Below are 22929 nucleotides of genomic sequence, written 5' to 3' on the forward strand. Positions count from 1 at the left end.
AGCACAACGATCACGCCTTCGGATATGGCATCACCAGCAACACCATCGCCGTCCGCGCCCCCCGGTTGATTACCTGCCGCGATTCGCCCGGCGCCAGCCGCACCGAATCGTGCAAGTGCAGTTCGACTTCCTCGGTCCCGTTGCCGATCGACACCGACCCTTCCAGCACCACGTACATCTTTTCGACCGGCGACGCGGCCAGGTCGGTCTGCCCGCCGGGCAGCACGTGCGACACCCCCAGCCACATCGACTCCGACGGTCCCGCCTCGTGCCCCTGCAGGCGCACGCAAGCCATGTTGTCATGACGTGGAGGGTGGTAGGCGGGCGCCTGGGAAAAGCGGGTCACGTGCATGGTGTGTCTCCTTGATGTTGCTACAGGGATGGGCGCGGGCGCCCGAAAAAATCCGCAAATCGATGCTTGACTCTAAGCAAAAAGCTCGCATAATGCAAACGTTTGCAATGGAGACGGCAGCAAAAATCATGAACACCACGCTCACAGAAAACCGGGGGGAGGGCTTGCGGCTGATCGACGACGCAGCGTCGGTCACCCCGATCGTCAAGGCCGCGATGGCGCTGAATGACGACCCGCGCCTCAAGCAGATCGTCGACGCCTTCGTCGAGCATGCCCATGCCTTCCTGCGCGAGGTCAAGCTGACCGACCAGGAATTCGAAAAGGGCCTGCAGTTCATCGCTGCCGTCGGCCAGGCCAATACCGACTCGCACAATGAGGTCGTGCTGGCGGCCGACGTGCTGGGCATCTCGACCCTGGTCACGGTGCTGAATACGACCGGGCAGGGCGACCGCACACCGGGCGCCTTGCTGGGCCCGTTCTATCGCGGCAATGCGCCCGAATGCGATTGCGGCGCCGACATTGCCCGCGACGGCACGCCGGGCGTGCCCCTGTTCATGCGCGGCGTGGTGCGCGACACCACGGGCAAGCCGCTGGCCAATGCGCTGCTCGACGTGTGGCAGGCATCGCCGGTCGGCCTGTACGACAACCAGGATCCCAACCAGCCCGACAAGAATCTGCGCGGTCAATTCCGCACCGATGCACACGGCCGCTACGAAATCCGCAGCGTGCGCCCGGCCGGCTATCCGGTGCCGGTGCACGGCCCGATCGGCACGCTGCTGAAGATGCAGCATCGCCATCCGTATCGCCCGGCGCATGTGCACTTCATCGTGTCGGCGGCCGATCACGACACGTTGGTGGCGCAGGTGTTTGCCGACGATTCCGAGTACCTGGAAACCGATGTCGTCTTTGGCGTGCAGCGTGGACTGGTCGGCCATTTCGAATGGCACGACGACGGCGCCTTCCCCTGGGGCGATGGGGCCGGGCCGCATTACACCCTCGACTTCGACTTCACGTTGGCGGCCGGCACGCCAACCTATCCCACTCCCCCCATTGCATAGGTTCATCATGAACACTCCTCTCGCACTCGACGGCAAGGTCGCCGTCATTCTTGGCGGCACGGGCGGCATCGGCCAGGCCACCGCGCGCCGCCTGGCCGAGCACGGCGCCGCGGTGGTGCTGACCAGCCGCAGCAAGCTGGACGAGGCCGCGTCGCTGGCCGCCGCGCTGCCGGCCATCTCGAATGCCGCCGGCCACGCCGGCATGCTGGCCGCGGTCGAAGACACCGCGTCGCTGGTGGCCCTCGCCGCCGCGGTCGAAGCCAAGTACGGCCGCGCCGACATCCTTGTCAACACGGCAGGGTTCACGCAGCCGATCGCCCACGCCAACCTTGACGCGCTGACGGACGATTTCATCGACCGCATGTTCGAAGTGAACTGGCGCGGTCAGTTCGCCGCGATCCGCAGCTTTGCACCGCTGCTGCGCGCCAACAATGACGGCCTGGTCGTCAACATCTCGTCGATCGCCGGAACGACCGGCACCGGCAGCAACATTGCCTACTGCGCCGCCAAGGCAGGCCTAGATGTGATGGCCATGTCGCTCGGCCGCGCGCTGGCGCCGGCCATCCGTGTACTGAACGTCTCGCCCGGCGTGGTGCAGACCGACTTCGTTGCAGGCCGCGACCAGGCCTTCAACGACAAGACCGCTGCCACGACGCCGCTCAAGCGCGTCGGGCAACCCGATGACATCGCCGACGCCGTCCTGGCCTGCGCGGTGTCCCTGCGATTCAGTACCGGCACCACGCTCGTCGTCGACGGCGGGCGCCGTCTCGGTTGAGGTCCCTCATGCATCCACGCAAAACCATTCTGACCTGCGCCGTCACGGGCAACCTGACCACCGTCGCGCAGCATCCGGGCCTGCCCGTCACGCCGCGCCAGATCGCCGATGCCGCCCTGGGCGCCGCCCGCGAAGGCGCAGCCGTCGCCCACATCCACGTGCGCGATCCTGCCACGGGCAAGCCGTCGATGGATGTCGCGCTGTACCGCGAAGTCATCACGCTGATCCGCGCCGAGAATCCCGAGCTCATCATCAACCTGACGACCGGCCCCGGCGGCCGCTTCATTCCCAGCGATGAGGATCCGCGTGTCGCGGCGCCGGGTTCGACCCTGCTGCGGCCCGAACTGCGTGTCGAGCACATTGCCGAACTGCGTCCAGACATCTGCTCGCTGGATCTGAACACCATGAACTCGGGCGGTGACGTGGTCATCAACACCCCCAAGAACGTGCGCAAGATGGCGCATGTGATCCGCGAAGCCGGCGTGATGCCGGAACTGGAAATCTTCGACAGCGGCGACATCGCGCTGGCGCTCGACCTGATCCAGGACGGCACGCTGGAAGGCCCCGGCCTGTGGACCTTCGTGCTGGGCGTGAAGTACGGCTTTGGTGCGACGCCCGAGGCGCTCATGTACGCCCGCAACCTGCTGCCGGCCGGTGCGCGCTGGGCTGCATTCGGTATTGGCCGCGCGGAATTCCCGATCGTGGCGCAGGCCTGGCTGGCGGGCGGGCATGTGCGCGTGGGCCTGGAAGACAACATCTATCTGTCCAAGGGCGTGCTCGCACCGGACAACGCGTCGCTGGTCGCCAAGGCGCGCGGGATCCTGGAAGCACTGGGCGGAGAGTTGGCCACGCCGGCGGAAGCCCGCGATCTGCTGCAACTGCAGCGCCGCAGCGCCTGATTGTCGTCCGGTCCCCTGATTGTTCAGTCCCTGGTCGCTCAGTCCCTGGTCGTTCAGTCCCCTGGTCGTTCAGTCCCTAGTCGTTCAGCCCTCTACTCAGGCAGATCTGCAAGCCTCCCTACCTGCAGTCATGCAGATCCGCCGTCATCACCTATTTTTTGCCAGTCCAATGGCAAGCTTGATTACAGGAAGTCTTTCATGAAAGCCCTTCGAGTCACCGAAAAAGCCGCCGACATCGACGCGCTTCAGTTGCCCGCGCACGATGCACCCCGTCCGGTCCTGGCCGCCGGCCAGTGCCTGGTTGAAGTGCACAGCGCCGGCGTCAATCCCAGCGACGTGAAAGCCACGCTGGGCGCCATGCCCCATGCCGTCTGGCCCCGTACCCCGGGCCGCGACTTTGCGGGCGTCGTGGTCGATGGGCCGTCCGACATGGTCGGCAAGGAAGTGTGGGGCAGCGGCGGCGAACTCGGCATCCGCCGCGACGGCACGCATGCGGGCTACCTGGTGCTCGACGCCAAATCGCTGCGCGTCAAGCCCGCCAACGTGACGTTGCTCGAAGCGGGCGCCATCGGCGTGCCCTTCATTACCGCCTACGAAGGCCTGCGCCGCGCCGGTCTGCCCAAGGAAGGCGAAGTCGTTCTGGTACTGGGCGGCAACGGCAAGGTCGGCCAGGCCACCGCACAGATCGCCACCGCACGCGGCGCACGCGTCTTTGGCGTGGAGCGCACGGCGCAGCCCTATCGCGGCCATGCCAGCAGCGAGGTCACCATGCTCGACGCCAGCGCGGGCAGCATTGCCGATGCCGTGCTCGACGCCACGGGCGGGAAGGGCGCGGACATTGTCTACAACACCGTGGGCAGTCCGTACTTTGCCGAGGCCAATCGCGCCATGGGTATCGGTGCGCGACAGATCTTCATCTCGACCTTTGATCGCGCCGTCCCGTTCGACATTTTTTCGTTCTACCGCGGCCAGCACACCTATGTCGGCATCGATACGCTCGCGCTCGACAGCCTGGCCGGTGCGCTGATCCTGGACGAACTTGCCCCCCTGTTCGACAGCGGCGCATTGCGTCCTTTCGAAGTCTTTCCGCACGGCGTGTTCAGCCTGGACAAAGCGACCGACGCCTACCGTGCGGTCCTTGCCGGCGCGCCTGACCGAATCGTATTGACGCCTTCAACGCGCTGATCTGCAAACGTTTGTAGATCGTGGATGCGTCGGGATGGAAGTTTTCTTCCGACGCCTCAAGTTCCACGCTTCATTTTCGACGCTTTCGCAGTCCACCCCGGCGGATACTGCCGCCGGCACACAACGAACGGGGGAGGCGCGCGCGCAGACGCGGCCACCTGTTCCCTGGAGAGAGACAATGACCCACCGCATCCCCTTCGTCGTCACGTCGACGCGCGCCGCCGCCGCGGTAGCCCTGGCTTCGCTGGCCGCAACCGCCACCGGCACGGCCCACGCCGCCGATCCCTATCCCAATCACCCGATCCGCATGATCGTGCCGTTCGGCACGGGCAGCGCGACCGATATCCTGGCGCGCATCCTCAGCCAGAAATTGAGCGACGCGGGCATCCAGCTGGTCGTGGAAAACCGCCCGGGCGCAGGCGGATCGATCGGCACCAGCGTGCTGGCCAAGGCGCCGGCCGATGGCTACACGCTGGCGCTGGTGTCGGCCGGCCATGCCATCAACGCTACGCTCTATCCCAAGCTGCCGTATGACACGGTCAAGGATTTTTCCGCCGTGTCGCTGGTAGCGTCCATCCCGAACGTGCTGGTCGTCGATGCCGCCAGCCCGTACAAAAGCGTGAAAGACCTGTTGGCTGCGGCCAGCGCAAAGCCCGGCACCATCAACTTCGCATCGGCCGGCACCGGCAGTTCCACGCATCTGAGCGGCGAACTGCTCAAGAGCCTGGGGAAAGTGGACATCGTCCACGTTCCGTACAAAGGCACGGGCGAAGCCTTGACCGACGTCATGGCCGGCCGCGTGCAGCTGATGCTCGCGCCCACCGTGTCGGCCGTGCCGTTCGTCGAACAGGGTCGCTTGCGCGCCCTCGGCGTCACCACCGAAAAGCGCGCCGCGGCGCTGCCCAACGTGCCGACCCTGGCCGAAGCCGGCGTGCCCAACTACGCCTTCGATTCATGGTTCGGCATCCTGGCCCCGGCCGGCACGCCGCGCGACGTGATCAAGCGGCTCAACACCGAAGTCATCAAGGCGCTGGCCTTGCCTGATGTGAAGGAAAAGCTGCTGACCCTGGGTGCCGAAGCCACGCCGTCGACACCGGAAGCCTTCGACACCTTCATCGCGTCCGAAGTCACCAAGCTCGCGCCGGTCGTCCGTCAGTCCGGCGCATCGGCCTCGAACTGATCGCAGCGATGCCCACCCGCCCGCCGCATTAGAATGTCGGGCGGGGCAGATCCCCGTAACGGCACAGCGGCGGGAGACGCGCATCATCTATGCAACGTAAGCGGTTGACTCTGAAAGACCTGGCCCATCAGCTGGGCGTGCACTACTCGACCGTTTCGCGCGTCATGAATCCGGCCACGCGGCACATGGTGGCGGTCGACGTGGCCGCGCGCGTCATGCAGGCGGCAGACGACCTCGGCTTCCGGCCCAACCGTATTGCGGCCGGCTTGCGCACGGGCCGCTCGCGCCTGGTAGGCGTCGTCCTGCCCGACATCGGCAACCCCATCTTCCCGTCCATTCTGTGGGGCCTGGAACAGGTCCTGGCCGAGCAGGGCTATGTGCCCATCGTCGTCAACGTCGGCGCCGATACCCAGCGCCAACGCTTTATCATCGATCAGATGGTCGGCCGCCAGGTCGACGGCCTCATCCTGGCCACCGCCGAACGCGACGACGCGATCCTGGATCACTGCGTGAAGGAAGGCATACCGGTTGTCATCGTCAACCGGGGCGAAGACATCGGCCGCGTGTCCTGCGTGGTCAGCGACAACCGCCTGGCCATGCGGCTCACCGTCGATCACCTGGTCGGCCTCGGCCACCGCAAGATCGGCCAGATCAGCGGTCCCCACACCTTGTCCACCGGCTTTCTGCGCAAGGAAGGCTTCATCGACGCAGTCAAGGCCAACGGCCTGAAAAAAGCGCAGTGGGTCAGCATCGACAGCACCGCGTACACCCGTGAAGCCGGACAAGTCGCCTGCGCCGCCTTGCTCGACAAACTGCCCGGCCTGACAGCCATTGCCGCCAGCAACGACCTGGTCGCGCTGGGGTGCTACGACGTGCTGCGCGACAAGGGGCTGCGGTGCCCCGAAGACATTTCCGTTGTCGGCCACAACGACATGCCCTTCGTCGACGCCTTGTACCCCGCGCTCACCACCATCCGCATCCCGCTGCGCGAGATGGGCGCGCACGCCGGCCGCCTGATCCTGCAACGCATCGCCGAACCCGCATCCGACGGCGTCAGCATCGTGCTGCGCCCGGAACTGATCGTGCGCGGCTCCACCGCCGCGCCAGCGTCACTGACGACAGACGGCAAGGCCGCCGCGAAAGCGTAGGCGTCTCAACAACAGCGCGGGCGGTACCGTCCGGGCGCGACCTCTGGTTTGATCAAGCCGGTCGTGGTTTGCGAGCAATCAATTCGGACGCGTGCTGATTCTCCATCATCCACGCTGACGTGATGGGACACCGCAACGCGATCAGTTGCTGGATCTTCTGGAATTCGTCGGCAAGGTGTCGGGTAAAAATCGGCTCGTGGTGCGCAATGCGATTGCGCAGCCGGCGCAGCTGATCCAGTTCCCCGTATATCGATCCTCTCAGCTGGGCGATCGTCTGGTCGGGATCAAGGCAGGGCATCACCGTACGCATGTGCGGCTGCCAGATGCGATCATCAAAACGGCTGGTAAAAAGCGTCTGCCAGAACACGAACTTCAGTTCAGGAATCACTTTGCCAGTGGTGGGCTGGCCGACACGCACTTTCAGTATGTCGGCCCTGGGGTTGTAGCCCCTCGTCGGGTTTGGCAGGCTTGTGATGAACACTTGTTGCCATGGCCAGTCCGAACCGTACACGGCGTCAAGGGCGTCGGCCACCGCGTTGCGGACGACCACTTCGCAGATGTGCAGGGGGGCCATGAGTGCAGCTGACACCTGTGCATTCCAGGCGTACAGGGCAAGGGCACCGGCAAGTGATGGCACGCCCGCTGTTGCGGCCTCATAGGTACTGATGCGGGCGGCGGTCAGTGCCTGTTTGATGGTCAGGTCATTCAGCGTTGACGTCATGGAGGCCTTGGTTGTAGTATCGAGCCACTAGCCGTAGGACTCGCGGGCGAAAGCCTCCCCCTGCGGACAGACGATAGTTGGAAGGGCTCGCCGTTGGCGGGCCTTTTCTTTGTCCGGACGGTGGTGACGCAAGTCCGTTGAGCCCGAACGCTCGAGCATGCCTCATGTCTCCCTGGGGGGAAAGCACGTCGCGGCGTTTCGGGTGCGTTATACGTATTCAGCACAACCTCTCCGGCTCGCGGGAACCGGGTCGGCGGAAACCAAGCCAGCGACATCCATGGCAATGACCACACCATGGTCAAAAAAAAGCCTGCCCCCACCCGGATCCCGATCCAGGCCAGCGCAGGCTTTTACCCGCCTTACACGAAGGGTCAGTTGATCGTCGCCCCCGTGTCCTTCGTCACCTTGCCCCACTTCACGTACTCGGCCGCCAGCAACTCGCCAAAGGCCTGTGGCGTGGATGGCGTGGGTTCCACGCCGGCTTCGGCCAGCTGCTTGGCCGTGTCGGGCGCAGCCAGTGCCTTGGCGACTTCGCTGTTGATGCGGGTCACGATCTCGGGCGGCGTGCCAGCCGGGGCCAGCAGGCCCAGCCAGACCGATGCGTTGTAGCCGGTCAGGCCCGACTCGTTCAGCGTTGGCACATTCGGCATTTGCGGCGACCGTGCGTCCGTCGTCACCGCCAGTGCCTTCAGGCGTCCGGCGTTGACCTGCTGGATGGCGATCGGAATGCCCACAAAGCCCATCTGCACCTGACCACTGACCAGGTCGGCCGTGGCCTGGCCGCTGCCGCGGTAGGGCACATGGTTGATCGGCGCTTGGGTCATGTTGGCGAACAACGCGCCGGCCAGGTGCTGCGTACTGCCGTTGCCCGACGATGCATAGTTGACTTCGCCCGGCTTGGACTTGGTGTAGGCCACCAGATCCTTGACTGACGAGGCCGGCACGGTGGCATTGGTCACCAGCACGTAGGGTGCTTCGACCATCTTGCCGACCGGCACGAAGCTTTTCAGCGCATCGTACGGCAGCGACTTGTACAGGAACGGGCCGATCACGTGGGTCGTTGACACCATCAACAAGGTGTAGCCATCGGGCGCGGCCTTGGACGCCAGGTCGGCGCCGATGGTCGACCCGGCGCCCGGCCGGTTGTCGATGATGATGGTCTGGCCCAGCGACTGCCCCAGCTTGATGGACAGGATGCGCGCCACCACGTCGGTAAAGCCGCCGGGCGAAAACGGCACCACGATCTTGATCTGCCGCGATGGGTAGTTCTGCACCGGTTCGACCACCGTCTGGGCAACGCTGATCGATGCGGCGGTACTGGCGCACAGCGCGGCCAGCGCCAACACGGTACGACGGACGCTGCTGCAAGGGCTGCTACGGGGAGCCCCGACCCTGGCCGCGGTCATGCATGGTCTCCGACATAGACCGGGTCTTCCTGCGTCAGGAATCCATGCAGGATGTGATAGACCATGCGGTAGTTCTTCTGCTGGAAGCTGGCGTGCGAAATCCCCTTCATCACGGTGAACTGCTTGTCCATGTCGGGCAGCAGCGCAAAGAAGTCGATCAGGTCTTCAATGCTCGCAATGCCGTCGTACTCGCCGCGCATCAGCAAGGTCGGCACGTTCAGTTTCTTGGGATCGATCAGCGGCAGCTTCGAGCACATGTCCACATACGTGCCGGTGGGCATGGAGTCGTCCAGCGTCAGGATCGCGTCGGCAAAGGCTTCAACGGTCGCATCATCGGCGCAACCCGCGTGGTCGCGCGAAAAGATGCTGCGCACAAATGCGCGGTCGATCGGGCGGCGATTGTTCTTCTGGAAGTCGGCCAGCTTCTTCTTGCGTTCGTCCAGCGTCGGGCTGCCGTTGCCGGTCCAGACGAAAGCGTCGAGCGCCAGGCGCGCCACGCGGTCGGGATTGCGCTGCGCAAACAGGGCGGCCTTCAACGCGCCCGACGAAATGCCGTACAGGTGCAACTTCCTGGCGCCCGTGGTCTGCTCGATGTACTTGGCGCCAGCTTCCAGATCGTCGGCGCCGTTCGAGATATCGAAGTTGATCGGGCGGCTCTTGTCCGATCGCCCGTAGCCTTCATTGTCCATGACCCAGGTGTCAAAGCCCCGTTCACGGAACCAGTCCATGGCCGACGAATCCGGACGTCCAGGCACGGTCAGGTCAACGGTGGGTTGGCCGGCCATCGACGAGCCGTGAACAAAAAGGAGGGTGCCGGCAGGCTTCGTGCCTTCGGCGCGCGGCTTGTTCCACAGGAACAGCTTGACGTCGCCCTTCTTGATCCAATGCTCCGTGCCACCCGTCCACACCACCGATGGGGTTGCGCTCATGTGCCTGTCTCCTGTTCGTGGCGACGCCCGTGCGTGCCGACATTATTGTGAATTGGTATAAATTGGTTCGATATCTAACCAATAGGCGCACTTTGGTACTAGCTCGAGCGTTTGTCAATCAGGAAATGAGAGGAAAAATATGCGGAACCAAAGAAGTGACGGCGCACTTTGAAGTGAACCAATTGGTCCTCAGCACCCATGTTTCACAGCGACCAGGCCCCCCAGGGCCCATGACCGGGCGCCACACGACCTACAGCTGCAGGCGAAAAAAAAGCGCCCGCGGCAGTGGTGCGCTTGGTTTGTCATCGGCGGGTTCGACCCTGAACCCGTGGCCGATCAGCCGTCAATGGCCTCCAGTTCCCCCTGCAGGGTCAGCCATTCTTCTTCCAGCATTTCGAGCTGCTTGCCGGCCTCGCCGTGTTCCAGCAGCACCTTGCGCCGTTCTTCCTTGCGCGCGTCGTCATACAGCGTGGGGTCGGCGATCAGCGTATCCAGTTCTTTTTTCCGGGCCTCGAACGTCGCCATGGCGGTCTCGACCTTTTTCAGCCGGGCTTCCAGCGGCTTCTTCAGCACCGACATGCGTTGGCGGCTTTCGGCATCGGCGCGGCGCTGGGCCTTGCGATCCAGCTCCGGTGATGCGTCGTCGCCGTTGCCGTCCAGCTTCGCGGGCGGCGGCGCTTCGGACCGCCGCGTGGCCAGCCAGTCGCGGTAGTCTTCCAGGTCGCCGTCGAATTCCTGAACGTTGCCATCCGCAACGATCCAGAAGCTGTCGACGGTGGTGCGCAGCAGATGCCGGTCATGCGATACCAGCAGCATCGTGCCTTCGAACTCGGCCAGCGCTTCGGTCAGCGCTTCGCGGGTATCGACGTCCAGGTGGTTGCTCGGCTCGTCCAGCAGCAGCAGATTGGGCTTTTTCCACACCACCAGCGCCAACGCCAGGCGTGCCTTTTCGCCGCCCGACATGGGCTTGACCTTGGCCGTGGCAAAGTCACCGGAAAAGCCGAAGCCGCCCAGGTAGTTGCGCAGTTCCTGCTCGCGGGTATCCGGTGCGATGCGCGCCAGGTGCTGCATGGGCGTCGCTTCGGGATCCAGGATGTCGAGCTGGTGCTGCGCGAAATACCCGACCTCCAGGCCGCGGGCTTCCTTGCTTTGGCCGCTCAAGGGCGCCAGCTCGCCGGCCAGCGTCTTGACCAGCGTACTCTTGCCGGCGCCGTTCGCGCCCAGAATGCCGATGCGGGCGCCGGCCCGCACCGAGAGCTTCACGTCCCGCAGGATCGGCGCGTCGCCGTAGCCGGCGCTGACCTTGTCCAGCGACAGCAGCGGGTCCGGCATCTGCGTGGGAGACGGGATCGTGATGTGGATGCCCGATGCGGCGCGCACAGGCGCGAGCAGTTGCATCCGGGCCAGCGCCTTCACGCGGCTCTGTGCCTGCTTGGCCTTGCTTGCCTTGGCCTTGAAGCGATCGATAAATTTCTGCAAGTGCGCGGCTTCACGCGATTGGCGATCGAAGGCGATCTGCGTCTGGCGCAACCGTTCGGCGCGTTGCTCCAGGAAGTCTTCGTAGCCGCCTTTGTAGCGAACCAGCTTGCCGTCATCGAAATGCAGAATGGTCTTGGCGACCGAATCCAGGAATTCCGTGTCGTGCGAGATCACCATGACGGTGCCTGCATAGCTCGCCAGCCAGCGCTCCAGCCAGAGCATGGCGTCAAGGTCCAGGTGGTTGGTCGGCTCGTCCAGCAGCAGCAGGTCGGACGGCGCCATCAGCGCGCGCGCCAGGTTCAGGCGCATGCGCCAGCCACCTGAAAAGCTTGCGACCGGCTGCGTGAATTCGTCGAACGCAAAACCCAGCCCGACTAGCAATTGTTCGGCGCGCGACTGGGCCGAAAACGCGCCCGCGTCGAACAGTTCGGCTTCCAGTTCGGCCAGCCGCAGTCCGTCATGGTCGGCATCGACCGTGGCTCGTTCGTGCTGCAGACGACGCAGTCGTGTATCGCCGTCCATCACGAATTCAATGGCCAGGCGATCGGTGTCGTCAATCTCTTGTGCGATCGACGCAATCTGCCAGGTGGCCGGAATCACCACCTGTCCGGCATCGGTATCCAGGTGCCCGTTGAGCAAGGCGAACAACGTCGATTTGCCCGCGCCATTGGCGCCGACAATGCCGACGCGTTCGCCCGGATGCACGACAAATTCCGCGTTCTCCAGCAGCACCTTGGTGCCGCGCCTGAGGGTAATGCCAGATGCTCGTATCACGTCAACGGACTGCTTTTAAAAGATGCCTGAGGGAAGAAAAGGGGGTGTTTACAGCAACTGGTCCTGGCGCAGCATCAGCACCTGGTCGTCGCCGGCCGACGTGCTCAGCCACACCGGTTCCAGTTCAGGAAACGCCTGCTCGAAGAACGCGCGTTCATGCCCGATCTCCAGGATCAGGATGCCGTGCGGTTGCAGGTAGGCTGCTGCCTGATCCAGCAACACGCGGATCAGGTCCATGCCATCCGTGCCGCCCGCCAGCGCCATGTCGGGCTCGTGCAGATATTCCGGGGGCAGGGCGGCCATCGACGACGCATTCACATACGGCGGATTGCACAGGATCACGTCGTAGCGCGCGGGCGGCAGGGTTTCGAACAGGTTCGATTCATGCAGCATCACCCGTTCTTGCAGACCATAGTCGTCGACGTTGCGGCGGGCAACTTCCAGGGCATCCGGCGACAGGTCCACGGCATCGACCTGCGCATGCGGAAAGGTCTCGGCCGCAACGATCGCAAGGCAACCCGAACCGGTACACATGTCGAGCACCCATTCGACCTGATACGGATCTTCGACCCAGGGCGACAGCGCGTCATTCAGCAATTCCGCGATGAACGAACGCGGCACGATCACGCGCTGGTCAACGTAGAAGCGGCGGCCATGCAGCCACGCTTCATTGGTCAGATAGGGCGCGGGCAGGCGCTCGTCAATGCGCCGTTGCAGCAGGTTCAGCACCTTCGTGCGTTCGCTGTCCAGCACGGCGGCGTCCAGGAACGGTTCGAGCCGGTCGATCGGCAGATGCAGGGTATGCAGCACGATGTAGGCCGCTTCGTCGTAAGCGTCGAGCGTGCCATGCCCGAATACCACGCCTGCCGCGTTCATCCGCGACACGGCATAACGAAGCAGATCGCGCACGGTGCGCAGCGCGGCAGTCTCGGCAACAGGAGCCAGGAAGGTCATGATCGTTGTCGTTCCGTTCAGGGTTGGGCGGCCAGCAGCGTCTGCAATGTGCGGCGATAGATATTCTTGAGCGGATCGAGATCGGCGATCGCGATGCATTCGTTGATCTGGTGGATGGTGGCGTTGATGGGGCCGAACTCCACCACCTGCGGGCAGATCTGCGCAATGAAGCGGCCGTCCGACGTGCCGCCGGTGGTGGACAGTTCAGCGGTCACACCCGTCTCGGCGGCGATCGCATCGGTCAGCGCCGCGCACAGCGTGCCCTTGGGCGTCAGGAAGGGCAGGCCGCTCAGGCTCCAGGCGATCTGCGTGTCCAGTCCATGGCGGTCCAGCAGTTCCTGCACGCGCGCCTTCAAGCCGTCGGCAGTGCTTTCCGTTGAAAACCGGAAGTTGAAATCGATCACGGCGTCGCCGGGCACCACGTTGGTCGCGCCAGTGCCGCTGTGGAAATTGGACACCTGGAAAGTCGTTGGCGGGAAGTATTCATTGCCGTTGTCCCAGACCGTCGTGGCCAGTTCGGCCAGGGCCGGCGCCACCAGATGGATCGGGTTGCGGGCCTTTTCCGGGTAGGCCACATGACCTTGCTTGCCCTTGACCGTCAGCTTGCCCGACATCGAACCACGGCGGCCATTCTTGATGGTGTCGCCAAAGGCCGTGGCCGATGTCGGCTCGCCCACGATACAGAAGTCCGGCTTCTGGTCGCGGGCCACCAGCAGTTCGCACACCTTGACCGTGCCGTCGGTGGCCGGGCCTTCTTCATCGGACGTGATCAGCAGGCCGATCGACCCGGTATGGTCCGGATGCGCCGCCACGAACTCTTCCGCCGCCACCACGAACGCCGCGATTGAGCTCTTCATGTCGGCGGCGCCGCGGCCATACAGCTTGCCGTCGGTGATCGTCGGCACGAAGGGGTCGGTGCGCCACTGATCGCGTGGCCCCGGCGGCACCACGTCGGTATGGCCGGCAAAGATGGCAAGCGGCGCGGTCGTGCCGCGGCGCGCCCACAGATTGACGACCCCGCCGCTGGCGATCGTTTCGCACACGAAGCCGGCAGCCGACAGCCGCGCGACCAGCACGGCCTGGCAGCCTTCGTCTTCAGGCGTCACGGAAGGACGGCGGATCAGGTCTTCCACCAGGGACAGCACGGGCGAGGCAGGCGAGGTCATGTTCTAGGAATCAGTTGCGACTATCGAGGGAAATCGGAAGGTCGGGCGGCCGATCACGTCGGGCCCGGGCGCCTGCCAGGGCAGGTCGCATCGGCAGGGCAGGGAAAGGCAAGGTGGCTTGCACCGGCTGGCAGGCTCCGGTGACGCCTGCCGGGTCATGCTGTGCCAGGCCGTCGGTGGCCTGGCGGGTCACGCAGCCGGACGACGTCCGCCGCCTGGCCTTGCTTCAGGTCCGCCGCGAACGATCAGGCGCGCAGCAGATCGTTGATGCTGGTCTTGGCACGCGTTTGCGCGTCGACACGCTTCACGATGATGGCGGCGTACATGCTGTACTTGCCATCGGCCGACGGCAGCGATCCCGGCACCACGACCGACCCCGACGGCACGCGGCCAAAGGTGATCTCGCCGGTTTCACGGTTGTAGATCTTGGTGCTCTGGCTGATGAACACGCCCATCGACAGCACCGAGTTTTCTTCGACCACGACGCCTTCGACCACTTCCGAACGCGCGCCAATGAAGCAGTTGTCTTCGATGATGGTGGGGTTGGCCTGCAGGGGTTCCAGCACGCCGCCAATGCCCACGCCGCCCGACAGGTGCACGTTCTTGCCAATCTGGGCGCACGATCCGACGGTGGCCCACGTGTCGACCATCGTGCCTTCATCGACATACGCGCCGATGTTGGTGTACGACGGCATCAGCACGACATTTTTGGCAATGAACGAACCGCGGCGCGCCACGGCAGGCGGCACCACGCGGAAGCCGCCTTGCTTGAAGTCTTCTTCGGTATAGCTGGCGAACTTGCTTTCGACCTTGTCGTAGAACTGCAGCGGGCCGCCGGCGCTCTGCACGCCGTTGTCGTTCAGGCGGAAAGACAGCAGCACGGCCTTCTTGATCCACTGATGCACGGCCCAGTCGCCGTTGATCTTTTCGGCCACGCGCAGGCGGCCCTTGTCCAGCGATTCGATCACGTGTTCGACGGCGTCGATGACGTCCTTCGGGGCGCCAGCGGGCGACAGCGAGGCACGGTCTTCCCAGGCTTGTTCGATGGTGTTCTGCAAGGCTTGCGTCATGATGGATTCCGGTAGTTCGATAAGGTGAGCGGCGCGGCGGCAACAGGCCCCGCGCGGTAAAAAGGGGCTGGGCGGACGGGGGCAGGGCGGTCGTTCAGCGCGCTGCGTACGCCTTGGCAAAGCGGGCAATGCGGTGGGCCGCCTCGACGCATTCGTCCAGCGGCGCGACCAGCGCGATCCGGATGCGGCCCGTGCCCGGATTGCCGCCGCGGCCATCGGCCGACGCGTCGCGGGCCAGGAAACTGCCGGGCAGCACGGTCACGGCTTCCTGTTCCAGCAGCGCGCGCGCAAAGTCGGTGTCCGACCCGGGCGTGCGCGGCCACAGGTAAAACGCTGCCTGGGGGCGGGTCACGTCCAGCGCAGGCTGCAGGATGGGCAGCACGGCGTCGAACTTTTCGGCGTACATGCGGCGGTTGTCGATCACATGCGCTTCGTCATTCCAGGCCGCAACACTGGCGGCGGCCACGACGTCGCTCATGGCGCTGCCGTGGTAAGTGCGGTACAGCAGGAATTGCTTGATCAGGTTGGCGTCGCCCGCCACAAAGCCCGAGCGCATGCCCGGCACGTTGGACCGCTTCGACAGGCTGGAAAAGCAGATCAGGTTATGGAAGTCGGTGCGGCCCAGGCGGTGCGCCGCTTCCAGCGCGCCCAGCGGCGGATGGGCTTCGTCAAAATAGATTTCGGAATAGCACTCGTCGGCCGCGATCACGAAACCGTGGCGATCGGCCCGGTCGAACAGCATGCGCCATTCGTCCAGCGTCATCACATTGCCGGCCGGATTGCCCGGCGAGCACACATAGATCAGTTGCGTCTCGGCCCAGACTTCGTCCGACACGCTGTCCCAGTCGGCCGCAAAGTCGCGGCTGGCGTCGGCATTGATGAAGGTCGGACGGGCGCCCGCCAGCAAGGCCGAACCTTCGTAGATCTGATAGAACGGGTTCGGGCAGAGCACCCGGGCGTTGGCGTCCGGATCCAGCACGGTCTGCGCAAACGCAAACAGGGCTTCGCGGGATCCCAGCACCGGCAGCACCTGGGTGGCCGGGTCGATCCGGGGCAGGTCGTAGCGGCGCATCAGCCAGTTGGCGATGGCCGACCGCAAGGCGTCGGTTCCGCGCGTGAGCGGATAACCCGACAACCCTTTCAGGTTGTCGCGGACGGCGTCTTCGATGAACGCGGGCGTGGGGTGCTTGGGCTCGCCGATCGACAGGTTGATCGGCCGCCGGTCGGCGGGAAGGACGACCCCGGCGTGCAGCGCACGGAGTTTTTCGAAGGGATAGGGCTGCAGAGCGCCAAGGCGTGGGTTCATGGGGCAGCATTGTAACCTTGCTGTGCCAGCCTCGTCCGTGAGTTTCGTGGGGTCCTTCGGTCCATCCTGCCCTGGAAACGTTTCAAGTTCAGGTTAGAATGCCGAATTACGCGACCGTGGCGAAATTGGTAGACGCAACAGGTTTAGGTCCTGTCGGGAGAAATCCTGTGGAGGTTCGATTCCTCTCGGTCGCACCAGGTGATTGGTGCAGGGGGTGGTGCCATACCACCCCGGTCTTCTGCTCCATGACCATTGCATGACCCCGTGCGCTGTACCCTAGTACTTGTTATCCACGGCGTCAGCCTCATCTTCCCAGTTCGGGCGCAAGCGAACACTGTCATGGTGCGCCGCGCAAGGGCTTCTATGGCGCGCTGTGGCACAATTCAAGGATGCCCGGACGAATCCCGTCCCGCATCAAGCGCCTTCCCGGGCTTGTCCGGGGTCCGTCCCATTGATTACTACATAACACTCATATAGGTTTTTGCATGCAGCCTGTGGTTGAAACCCTGTCGGGTCTTGAGCGTCGCGTGGATCTTTCCGTGCCGGTAGCCGACATCGAAAAAGAAGTCGATTCGCGTCTCAAGCGTATGGCTCGCACCGCCAAAATGCCTGGATTCCGTCCAGGCAAGGTTCCTATGTCCATGCTGTCGCGGTCGTATGGCCCCGAGCTGCGCATGGAAGTGCTGAACGCCAAGATTGGCGACGCACTGGAAAAAACCGTGAGCGAATCCAAGCTGCGTCTGGCTGGCTCGCCCAACGTGGCGCCCAAGACCGAAGGCAACGACGACAGCGTCGTCGCATTCACCGCCACGTTTGAGGTGTACCCCGACGTTGAACTGCCTGACCTGTCGACGCTTGACGTGTCGAAGGCCAAGAGCGACGTGGGCGACGCCGAAATCCAGCGCACCATCGACATTCTGCGCAAGCAGCGCGTCACGTTCGTCGAACGTGAAGGCCGCGCCGCAGAAGACAACGACCAGGTCACGCTCGACTTCGAAGGCAAGATCGACGACGTCGCATTCGACGGCGGCACTGCCGAAGACTTCGCGTTCGTGCTGGGCCAGGGCCGCATGCTTCCCGAATTCGAAGAAGCTGCCCGTGGCCTGAAGGCTGGCGAAACCAAGACCTTCCCGCTGGCTTTCCCGGCTGACTACGGCTCGGCCGACGTCGCTGGCAAGACCGCGCAGTTCACGATCACGATCAAGAAAGTCGAAGAAGGCGTGCTGCCTGAATTCGACAGCGAATTCGCGAAGCAGCTCGGCCAGGCCGAAGGCGACGTGGAAAAGCTGCGCGCCGACATCCGTGGCAACCTGGAACGTGAAGTCAGCAGCCGCACGCTGGCCCGCACCAAGGCCAGCGTGATGGAAGCCCTGGCCAAGGCTGTCTCGTTCGACGTGCCCAAGGCGCTGGTGAACGAAGACGCCGAAAAGCGTATCGCCGCCGCCCGTGAAGACCTGAAGCAGCGCGGCGTGCCGAACGCCGACACAATGCCGATCCCGGCCGACGCGTTTACCGCAGAATCCGAGCGCCGCGTGCGCCTGGGTCTGCTGATCAACGAACTGATCCAGGCCGAAGGCCTGAAAGTCAAGCCGGAACAGATCCGCGCAAAGATCGAAGAATTCGCCCAAAGCTACGAGCGTCCGGAAGAAGTGGTGCGTTACTACATCTCCGACAAGGCGCGTCTGGCCGAAGTCGAATCCATCGTTCTGGAAGACAACGTAGTCCAGCATGTCCTTGCCAAGGCCAAAGTGGCTGAAGAGCAAGTATCCTTCGACGACTTGATGGGAACCGCCCAATAATGCAGCGCTTTGTAGATTTCTACGCATCGATGTACGGGTCCGAGTCGCTCGGCCCGAAAGCTCTCGGCTATATTCCGATGGTTGTCGAGCAGTCTGGTCGGGGTGAACGATCGTACGATATCTACTCGCGTCTGCTGAAAGAGCGGGTGATCTTCATGGTTGGCCCGGTCGCAGACCAGATGGCCAACCTGATCGTGGCCCAGTTGCTGTTCCTTGAATCGGAAAACCCCGACAAGGACATCTCGCTGTACATCAATTCCCCCGGGGGTTCGATCTACGCGGGCATGGCAATCTTCGACACGATGCAGTTCGTGAAGCCAGAGGTCTCGACCTTGTGCACGGGTCTGGCAGCCAGCATGGGCGCGTTCCTGCTTGCCGCCGGCCAGAAGGGCAAGCGTTTCTCGCTGCCGAATTCGCGCATCATGATTCACCAGCCTTCGGGCGGTGCGCAGGGTCAGGCCACCGATATCGAAATCCACGCACGGGAAATCCTTTATCTGCGCGAGCGTCTGAACCGTATCCTGGCGGACCAAACCGGCCAGCCGATCGAACGAATTGCGCTCGATACCGAACGCGACAACTTCATGTCGGCAGCCGACGCGCTCGGGTATGGTTTGATCGATAAAGTGTTCACGAGCCGAACTGAACAGGGTTGAGCATGTCGGAAAAGAAAGGGTCGAACGAAAAACTGCTCTATTGCTCGTTTTGTGGCAAGAGCCAGCACGAAGTTCGCAAGCTGATCGCCGGTCCATCGGTGTTCATCTGCGATGAATGCATCGACCTGTGCAACGACATCATCCGCGACGAAGTCGCCGCGGATGTGAAAACCGGCGCCAAGTCGGAGTTGCCCACGCCGGCCGAGATCAAAGAGATCCTCGACCAGTACGTGATCGGCCAGACGCGCGCCAAGCGCATCCTGTCGGTGGCGGTCTACAACCACTACAAGCGCATTCGCCAGTCTGGCGGCAGCAAGACCGACGAGGTCGAACTGTCCAAGAGCAACATCCTGCTGATCGGGCCCACGGGTTCGGGCAAGACGTTGCTGGCGCAAACGCTGGCGCGGCTGTTGAACGTGCCGTTCGTGATCGCCGATGCGACCACGCTGACGGAAGCCGGTTACGTGGGTGAGGACGTCGAAAACATCATCCAGAAGCTGCTGCAGAACTGCAACTATGACGTTGAAAAGGCGCAGCGCGGCATCGTCTACATCGATGAAATCGACAAGATCTCGCGCAAGGCCGACAACCCGTCCATCACCCGCGACGTATCGGGTGAAGGCGTGCAGCAGGCCCTGCTCAAGCTGATCGAAGGCACGGTTGCATCCGTGCCGCCGCAAGGGGGGCGCAAGCACCCCAACCAGGATTTCGTCCAGATCGACACGACGAACATTCTGTTCATTTGCGGTGGCGCATTCGATGGTCTGGAAAAGGTCATTCGCGGCCGCACCGAAAAGTCGGGTATCGGCTTCGGTGCGTCGGTCAAGGCCCAATCCGAACGGTCGACCAGCGAGCTGTTCGGGGACGCCGAGCCCGAAGATCTGGTCAAGTTCGGGCTGATCCCCGAACTGGTCGGTCGTCTGCCGGTGATCGCCACGTTGGCCGAGCTGGACGAAGAAGCGCTGATCCAGATCCTGGTCGAGCCCAAGAACGCGCTGATCAAGCAGTTCCAGAAGCTTCTGTCCATGGAAGGCGCGGAACTCGACGTGCGTCCGCAGGCACTCCACGCCATCGCCAAGCGCGCACTCAAGCGCAAGACGGGTGCACGGGGTCTGCGGTCCATCATTGAAGCGGCTTTGCTCGATACGATGTACGACCTGCCCAGCCAGGGCAACGTCACCAAAGTCGTATTGGATGAGAACGCCATCAATGGCGAGGGCCCACCGCTCCTGATCTACGGCGAAGCCACAGCCAAGGCGGCGTCTGCCGCCAAGCACTGAGGCTTACGCCCTGATCCTTCCGCCGGTGTAACACCCGGTTGAACCTTCGCTCCATTGCAGTAACGCTGTAGCACGGCAGGATCTTCCTGCCGTGCTACAGTGGTTTTAACGGCGTGCAATCAGCAATCCTGGCCTTGGGGATGCACTTTCTGCGCATCGTTGCCACGCAGACCGAAACATCCGCCTCGATGGCTTGAATTGCACGGATCCGCCCTCATCCTGTAAGCATTCGAATCCGAGGACGAACCATGTCTGCGAGCCTGATACTGCCTTCAGAACCGATCGAGTTGCCGCTGCTTCCGCTGCGCGACGTGGTCGTGTTCCCGCATATGGTCATCCCGTTGTTTGTGGGACGCCCTAAGTCCATCAAAGCGCTGGAATCCGCAATGGAAGCCGGCAAGAGCATCATGCTGGTCGCGCAAAAATCCGCGGCCAAGGACGAACCGTCCGCTGATGACATCTATGAAATCGGTTGCGTTGCCAGCATCCTGCAGATGCTCAAGCTGCCCGACGGTACCGTCAAGGTGCTGGTCGAAGGCGCGCAGCGCGCCCGCATCACCCGTATCGACGACGTCGGCGCCCACTTCGCTTGCGAACTGGTGCCGATCGATCCCGACCGTGGTCAAGGCTCCGAAACCGAAGCGCTGCGCCGCGCGATCGTGTCGCAATTCGATCAGTATGTGAAGCTGAACAAGAAGATCCCGCCCGAGATCCTGACATCGCTCGCCGGTATCGACGAACCCGGCCGCCTGGCTGACACCATCGCCGCTCACCTGCCGCTCAAGCTCGAACAAAAGCAGAAGATGCTGGAAGTCTTTTCCACGTCCGAACGCCTTGAATCCCTGCTGACCCAGCTCGAAGCCGAAATCGACATTCTTCAGGTCGAAAAGCGCATTCGTGGCCGCGTCAAGAAGCAGATGGAAAAGAGCCAGCGCGAGTACTACCTGAACGAACAGGTCAAGGCCATCCAGAAGGAATTGGGCGAAGGCGAAGACGGCGCGGATTTCGAGGAACTCGAAAAAAAGATCATCGCCGCGCACATGCCCAAAGAGGCCAAGAAGAAGGCCGACGGCGAACTGAAGAAGCTCAAGCTGATGTCTCCGATGTCGGCCGAAGCTACCGTGGTGCGCAATTACATCGACACCCTGATCGGCCTGCCCTGGAAAAAGAAGAGCAAGGTCAACAATTCGCTGTCGCACGCCGAAAGCGTGCTCGACGACGACCACTACGGTCTGGACAAGGTCAAGGAACGCATCCTCGAATACCTGGCAGTCCAGCAGCGCGTGGACAAGGTCAAGGCGCCGATTCTGTGCCTGGTTGGACCTCCAGGGGTCGGCAAGACCTCGCTCGGCCAGTCGATCGCCAAGGCGACCAACCGCAAGTTCGTGCGGATGGCGCTGGGTGGCGTGCGCGATGAATCCGAGATCCGCGGCCATCGCCGGACCTATATCGGTTCGATGCCTGGCAAGATCCTGCAGAACCTGTCCAAGACCGGTACGCGCAATCCGCTCTTCCTGCTCGACGAAGTCGACAAGATGGGCATGGACTTCCGCGGCGACCCGGCCTCGGCCCTGCTTGAAGTGCTGGATCCGGAACAGAACCACACCTTCCAGGACCATTATGTCGAGGTCGACTTCGACCTGTCCGATGTGATGTTCGTGGCCACCAGCAACACGCTCAACATTCCGCCGGCGCTGCTCGACCGGATGGAAGTGATTCGCCTGTCCGGTTATACGGAAGACGAAAAGGTGCACATCGCTTCGCAGCACTTGCTGCCCAAGCAGATGAAGAACAACGGCCTCAAGCCGGAAGAACTGCTGATCGAAGAATCGGCGCTGCGCGACATCGTCCGCTACTACACGCGGGAAGCCGGTGTGCGTGCGCTGGAACGTGAAGTCAGCAAGATCTGCCGCAAGGTCGTCAAGCACCTGCTGCTCAAGGGCGGCAAGGAACGTGTGACCGTGGCGTCCGACAACCTGAACGACTACCTGGGCGTTCGCCGGTATTCGTTCGGCGTGGCCGAGAAGGAAAACCAGATCGGTCAGGTGACCGGCCTGGCCTGGACGGAAGTCGGCGGCGATCTGCTGGCGATCGAAGTCGCGGTCATGCCCGGCAAGGGCGCGGTGCAGCGCACCGGTTCGCTGGGTGACGTGATGAAGGAATCGGTTGAAGCGGCACGGTCGGTCGTGCGGGCACGCGCCCGTCGCCTCGGCATCCAGCAGTCGATTCTGGAAAAGCGCGACATCCACGTGCACGTTCCGGATGGCGCCACGCCCAAGGACGGTCCGTCCGCCGGCGCCGCCATCACGACTGCGATCGTGTCGGCGCTCACGGGTATCCCGGTGCGGGCCGACGTGGCCATGACCGGCGAAATCACGCTGCGTGGTGAAGTGCTGCCGATTGGCGGCTTGAAGGAAAAGCTGCTGGCGGCGCATCGCGGCGGCATCCGGACGGTGCTGATTCCGGAAGAAAACGCCAAGGATCTGGCCGAGATTCCGGATTCGGTCAAGAACCACCTCGAGATCATTCCGGTTCGCTGGATCGATCGCGTGCTGGAACTGGCGCTGGAACGTTTCCCCGACGCGTTGCCTGAAGAAGAGGCCACGCCGGCGGTGAAGGAAGGCGAGAAGGTCGAAGGCCACGTTGCTGCGGCGCCTGCCGCGGCCGGCGTGGCGGATCCCGGGTTGAAGCATTAATCCACGGATTCAATCGACGGTCTAATCAGGCTCTGGCCTGCTCGTCAATAGAGGGAGTGCGCAAGCACTCCCTTTTTTTTCGACCCCTGTCTCAAA

The 22929-nt window shown here is 63.4% G+C and carries 19 protein-coding genes and 1 tRNA gene; 11 read left to right on the top strand and 9 right to left on the bottom strand.

Going from position 1 to position 22929, the window contains the following annotated elements:
- Window positions 1-10 precede the first annotated feature (10 nt).
- Window positions 11-352 carry a cupin domain-containing protein gene (locus HD883_RS01105; RefSeq protein ID WP_179588231.1) on the bottom strand — a complete coding sequence of 114 codons (342 nt, stop codon included), beginning with the start codon at window positions 350-352 and terminating at the stop codon, window positions 11-13.
- Between the two features lie 128 nt (window positions 353-480).
- On the opposite strand from HD883_RS01105, the gene HD883_RS01110 reads away from it, so the two are divergent.
- From HD883_RS01110 to HD883_RS01135, 6 genes are all read left to right on the top strand, one after another.
- Window positions 481-1410, top strand: coding sequence for a dioxygenase family protein (locus tag HD883_RS01110; protein ID WP_257021945.1), 930 nt, complete (start codon window positions 481-483; stop codon window positions 1408-1410).
- A gap of 7 nt (window positions 1411-1417) precedes the next feature.
- Complete coding sequence (locus tag HD883_RS01115; protein WP_179588230.1) at window positions 1418-2185, top strand: SDR family NAD(P)-dependent oxidoreductase; 768 nt, start codon at window positions 1418-1420, stop codon at window positions 2183-2185.
- An 8-nt stretch (window positions 2186-2193) separates the two neighbouring features.
- Window positions 2194-3084: a 3-keto-5-aminohexanoate cleavage protein gene (locus HD883_RS01120; protein WP_179588229.1), complete on the top strand. Its 891-nt coding sequence runs from the start codon at window positions 2194-2196 to the stop codon at window positions 3082-3084.
- Window positions 3085-3282: 198 nt separating this feature from the next.
- A complete protein-coding gene (locus HD883_RS01125; RefSeq protein WP_179588228.1) occupies window positions 3283-4269 on the top strand; it encodes a quinone oxidoreductase family protein in 987 nt (328 codons plus the stop codon).
- A gap of 178 nt (window positions 4270-4447) precedes the next feature.
- On the top strand, window positions 4448-5449 hold the full coding sequence (locus HD883_RS01130) for a tripartite tricarboxylate transporter substrate binding protein (protein WP_179588227.1): 1002 nt from the start codon (window positions 4448-4450) through the stop codon (window positions 5447-5449).
- 89 nt (window positions 5450-5538) lie between these two features.
- Window positions 5539-6597, top strand: a complete 1059-nt coding sequence (locus HD883_RS01135) for a LacI family DNA-binding transcriptional regulator (protein WP_179588226.1) — start codon at window positions 5539-5541, stop codon at window positions 6595-6597.
- Between the two features lie 52 nt (window positions 6598-6649).
- Here the strand turns inward: HD883_RS01135 and HD883_RS01140 are convergent, their stop codons facing one another.
- The 8 genes from HD883_RS01140 to dapC form a co-directional block, all read right to left on the bottom strand.
- Complete coding sequence (locus HD883_RS01140; RefSeq protein ID WP_218863291.1) at window positions 6650-7318, bottom strand: hypothetical protein; 669 nt, start codon at window positions 7316-7318, stop codon at window positions 6650-6652.
- 371 nt (window positions 7319-7689) lie between these two features.
- Window positions 7690-8724 (bottom strand): Bug family tripartite tricarboxylate transporter substrate binding protein, encoded by a 1035-nt coding sequence (locus HD883_RS01145; RefSeq protein ID WP_179588225.1) that lies wholly within the window; start codon window positions 8722-8724, stop codon window positions 7690-7692.
- Window positions 8721-9653, bottom strand: coding sequence for an alpha/beta hydrolase (locus HD883_RS01150; protein ID WP_179588224.1), 933 nt, complete (start codon window positions 9651-9653; stop codon window positions 8721-8723). The genes HD883_RS01145 and HD883_RS01150 overlap by 4 nt, the downstream gene beginning before the upstream one ends.
- A 336-nt stretch (window positions 9654-9989) precedes the next feature.
- On the bottom strand, window positions 9990-11906 hold the full coding sequence (locus tag HD883_RS01155) for an ABC-F family ATP-binding cassette domain-containing protein (protein ID WP_179588223.1): 1917 nt from the start codon (window positions 11904-11906) through the stop codon (window positions 9990-9992).
- Between the two features lie 48 nt (window positions 11907-11954).
- On the bottom strand, window positions 11955-12860 hold the full coding sequence (gene prmB / locus HD883_RS01160; protein ID WP_179588222.1) for a 50S ribosomal protein L3 N(5)-glutamine methyltransferase: 906 nt from the start codon (window positions 12858-12860) through the stop codon (window positions 11955-11957).
- Window positions 12861-12877: 17 nt separating this feature from the next.
- The gene (gene dapE / locus HD883_RS01165; RefSeq protein WP_179588221.1) at window positions 12878-14026 is read right to left on the bottom strand and encodes a succinyl-diaminopimelate desuccinylase; all 1149 of its coding nucleotides are present in this window, start codon (window positions 14024-14026) and stop codon (window positions 12878-12880) included.
- 245 nt (window positions 14027-14271) lie between these two features.
- Window positions 14272-15096 (bottom strand): 2,3,4,5-tetrahydropyridine-2,6-dicarboxylate N-succinyltransferase, encoded by an 825-nt coding sequence (dapD, locus tag HD883_RS01170; protein ID WP_179588220.1) that lies wholly within the window; start codon window positions 15094-15096, stop codon window positions 14272-14274.
- A gap of 94 nt (window positions 15097-15190) precedes the next feature.
- Window positions 15191-16402: a succinyldiaminopimelate transaminase gene (dapC, locus tag HD883_RS01175; RefSeq protein WP_179588219.1), complete on the bottom strand. Its 1212-nt coding sequence runs from the start codon at window positions 16400-16402 to the stop codon at window positions 15191-15193.
- Between the two features lie 110 nt (window positions 16403-16512).
- On the opposite strand from dapC, the gene HD883_RS01180 reads away from it, so the two are divergent.
- The 5 genes from HD883_RS01180 (at window position 16513) to lon (ending at window position 22833) form a co-directional block, all read left to right on the top strand.
- A tRNA-Leu gene (locus HD883_RS01180) sits at window positions 16513-16599 on the top strand.
- A 288-nt stretch (window positions 16600-16887) separates the two neighbouring features.
- Window positions 16888-18201: a trigger factor gene (gene tig / locus HD883_RS01185; RefSeq protein ID WP_179588218.1), complete on the top strand. Its 1314-nt coding sequence runs from the start codon at window positions 16888-16890 to the stop codon at window positions 18199-18201.
- Window positions 18201-18857 carry an ATP-dependent Clp endopeptidase proteolytic subunit ClpP gene (clpP, locus tag HD883_RS01190; protein WP_179588217.1) on the top strand — a complete coding sequence of 219 codons (657 nt, stop codon included), beginning with the start codon at window positions 18201-18203 and terminating at the stop codon, window positions 18855-18857. The genes tig and clpP overlap by 1 nt, the downstream gene beginning before the upstream one ends.
- A 2-nt stretch (window positions 18858-18859) precedes the next feature.
- Window positions 18860-20137, top strand: coding sequence for an ATP-dependent Clp protease ATP-binding subunit ClpX (clpX, locus tag HD883_RS01195; RefSeq protein ID WP_179588216.1), 1278 nt, complete (start codon window positions 18860-18862; stop codon window positions 20135-20137).
- 248 nt (window positions 20138-20385) lie between these two features.
- Window positions 20386-22833: an endopeptidase La gene (lon, locus tag HD883_RS01200; protein ID WP_179588215.1), complete on the top strand. Its 2448-nt coding sequence runs from the start codon at window positions 20386-20388 to the stop codon at window positions 22831-22833.
- Window positions 22834-22929: the final 96 nt, after the last annotated feature.

It is taken from the genome of Pigmentiphaga litoralis (genome assembly GCF_013408655.1).
Taxonomy (GTDB): domain Bacteria; phylum Pseudomonadota; class Gammaproteobacteria; order Burkholderiales; family Burkholderiaceae_B; genus Pigmentiphaga; species Pigmentiphaga litoralis_A.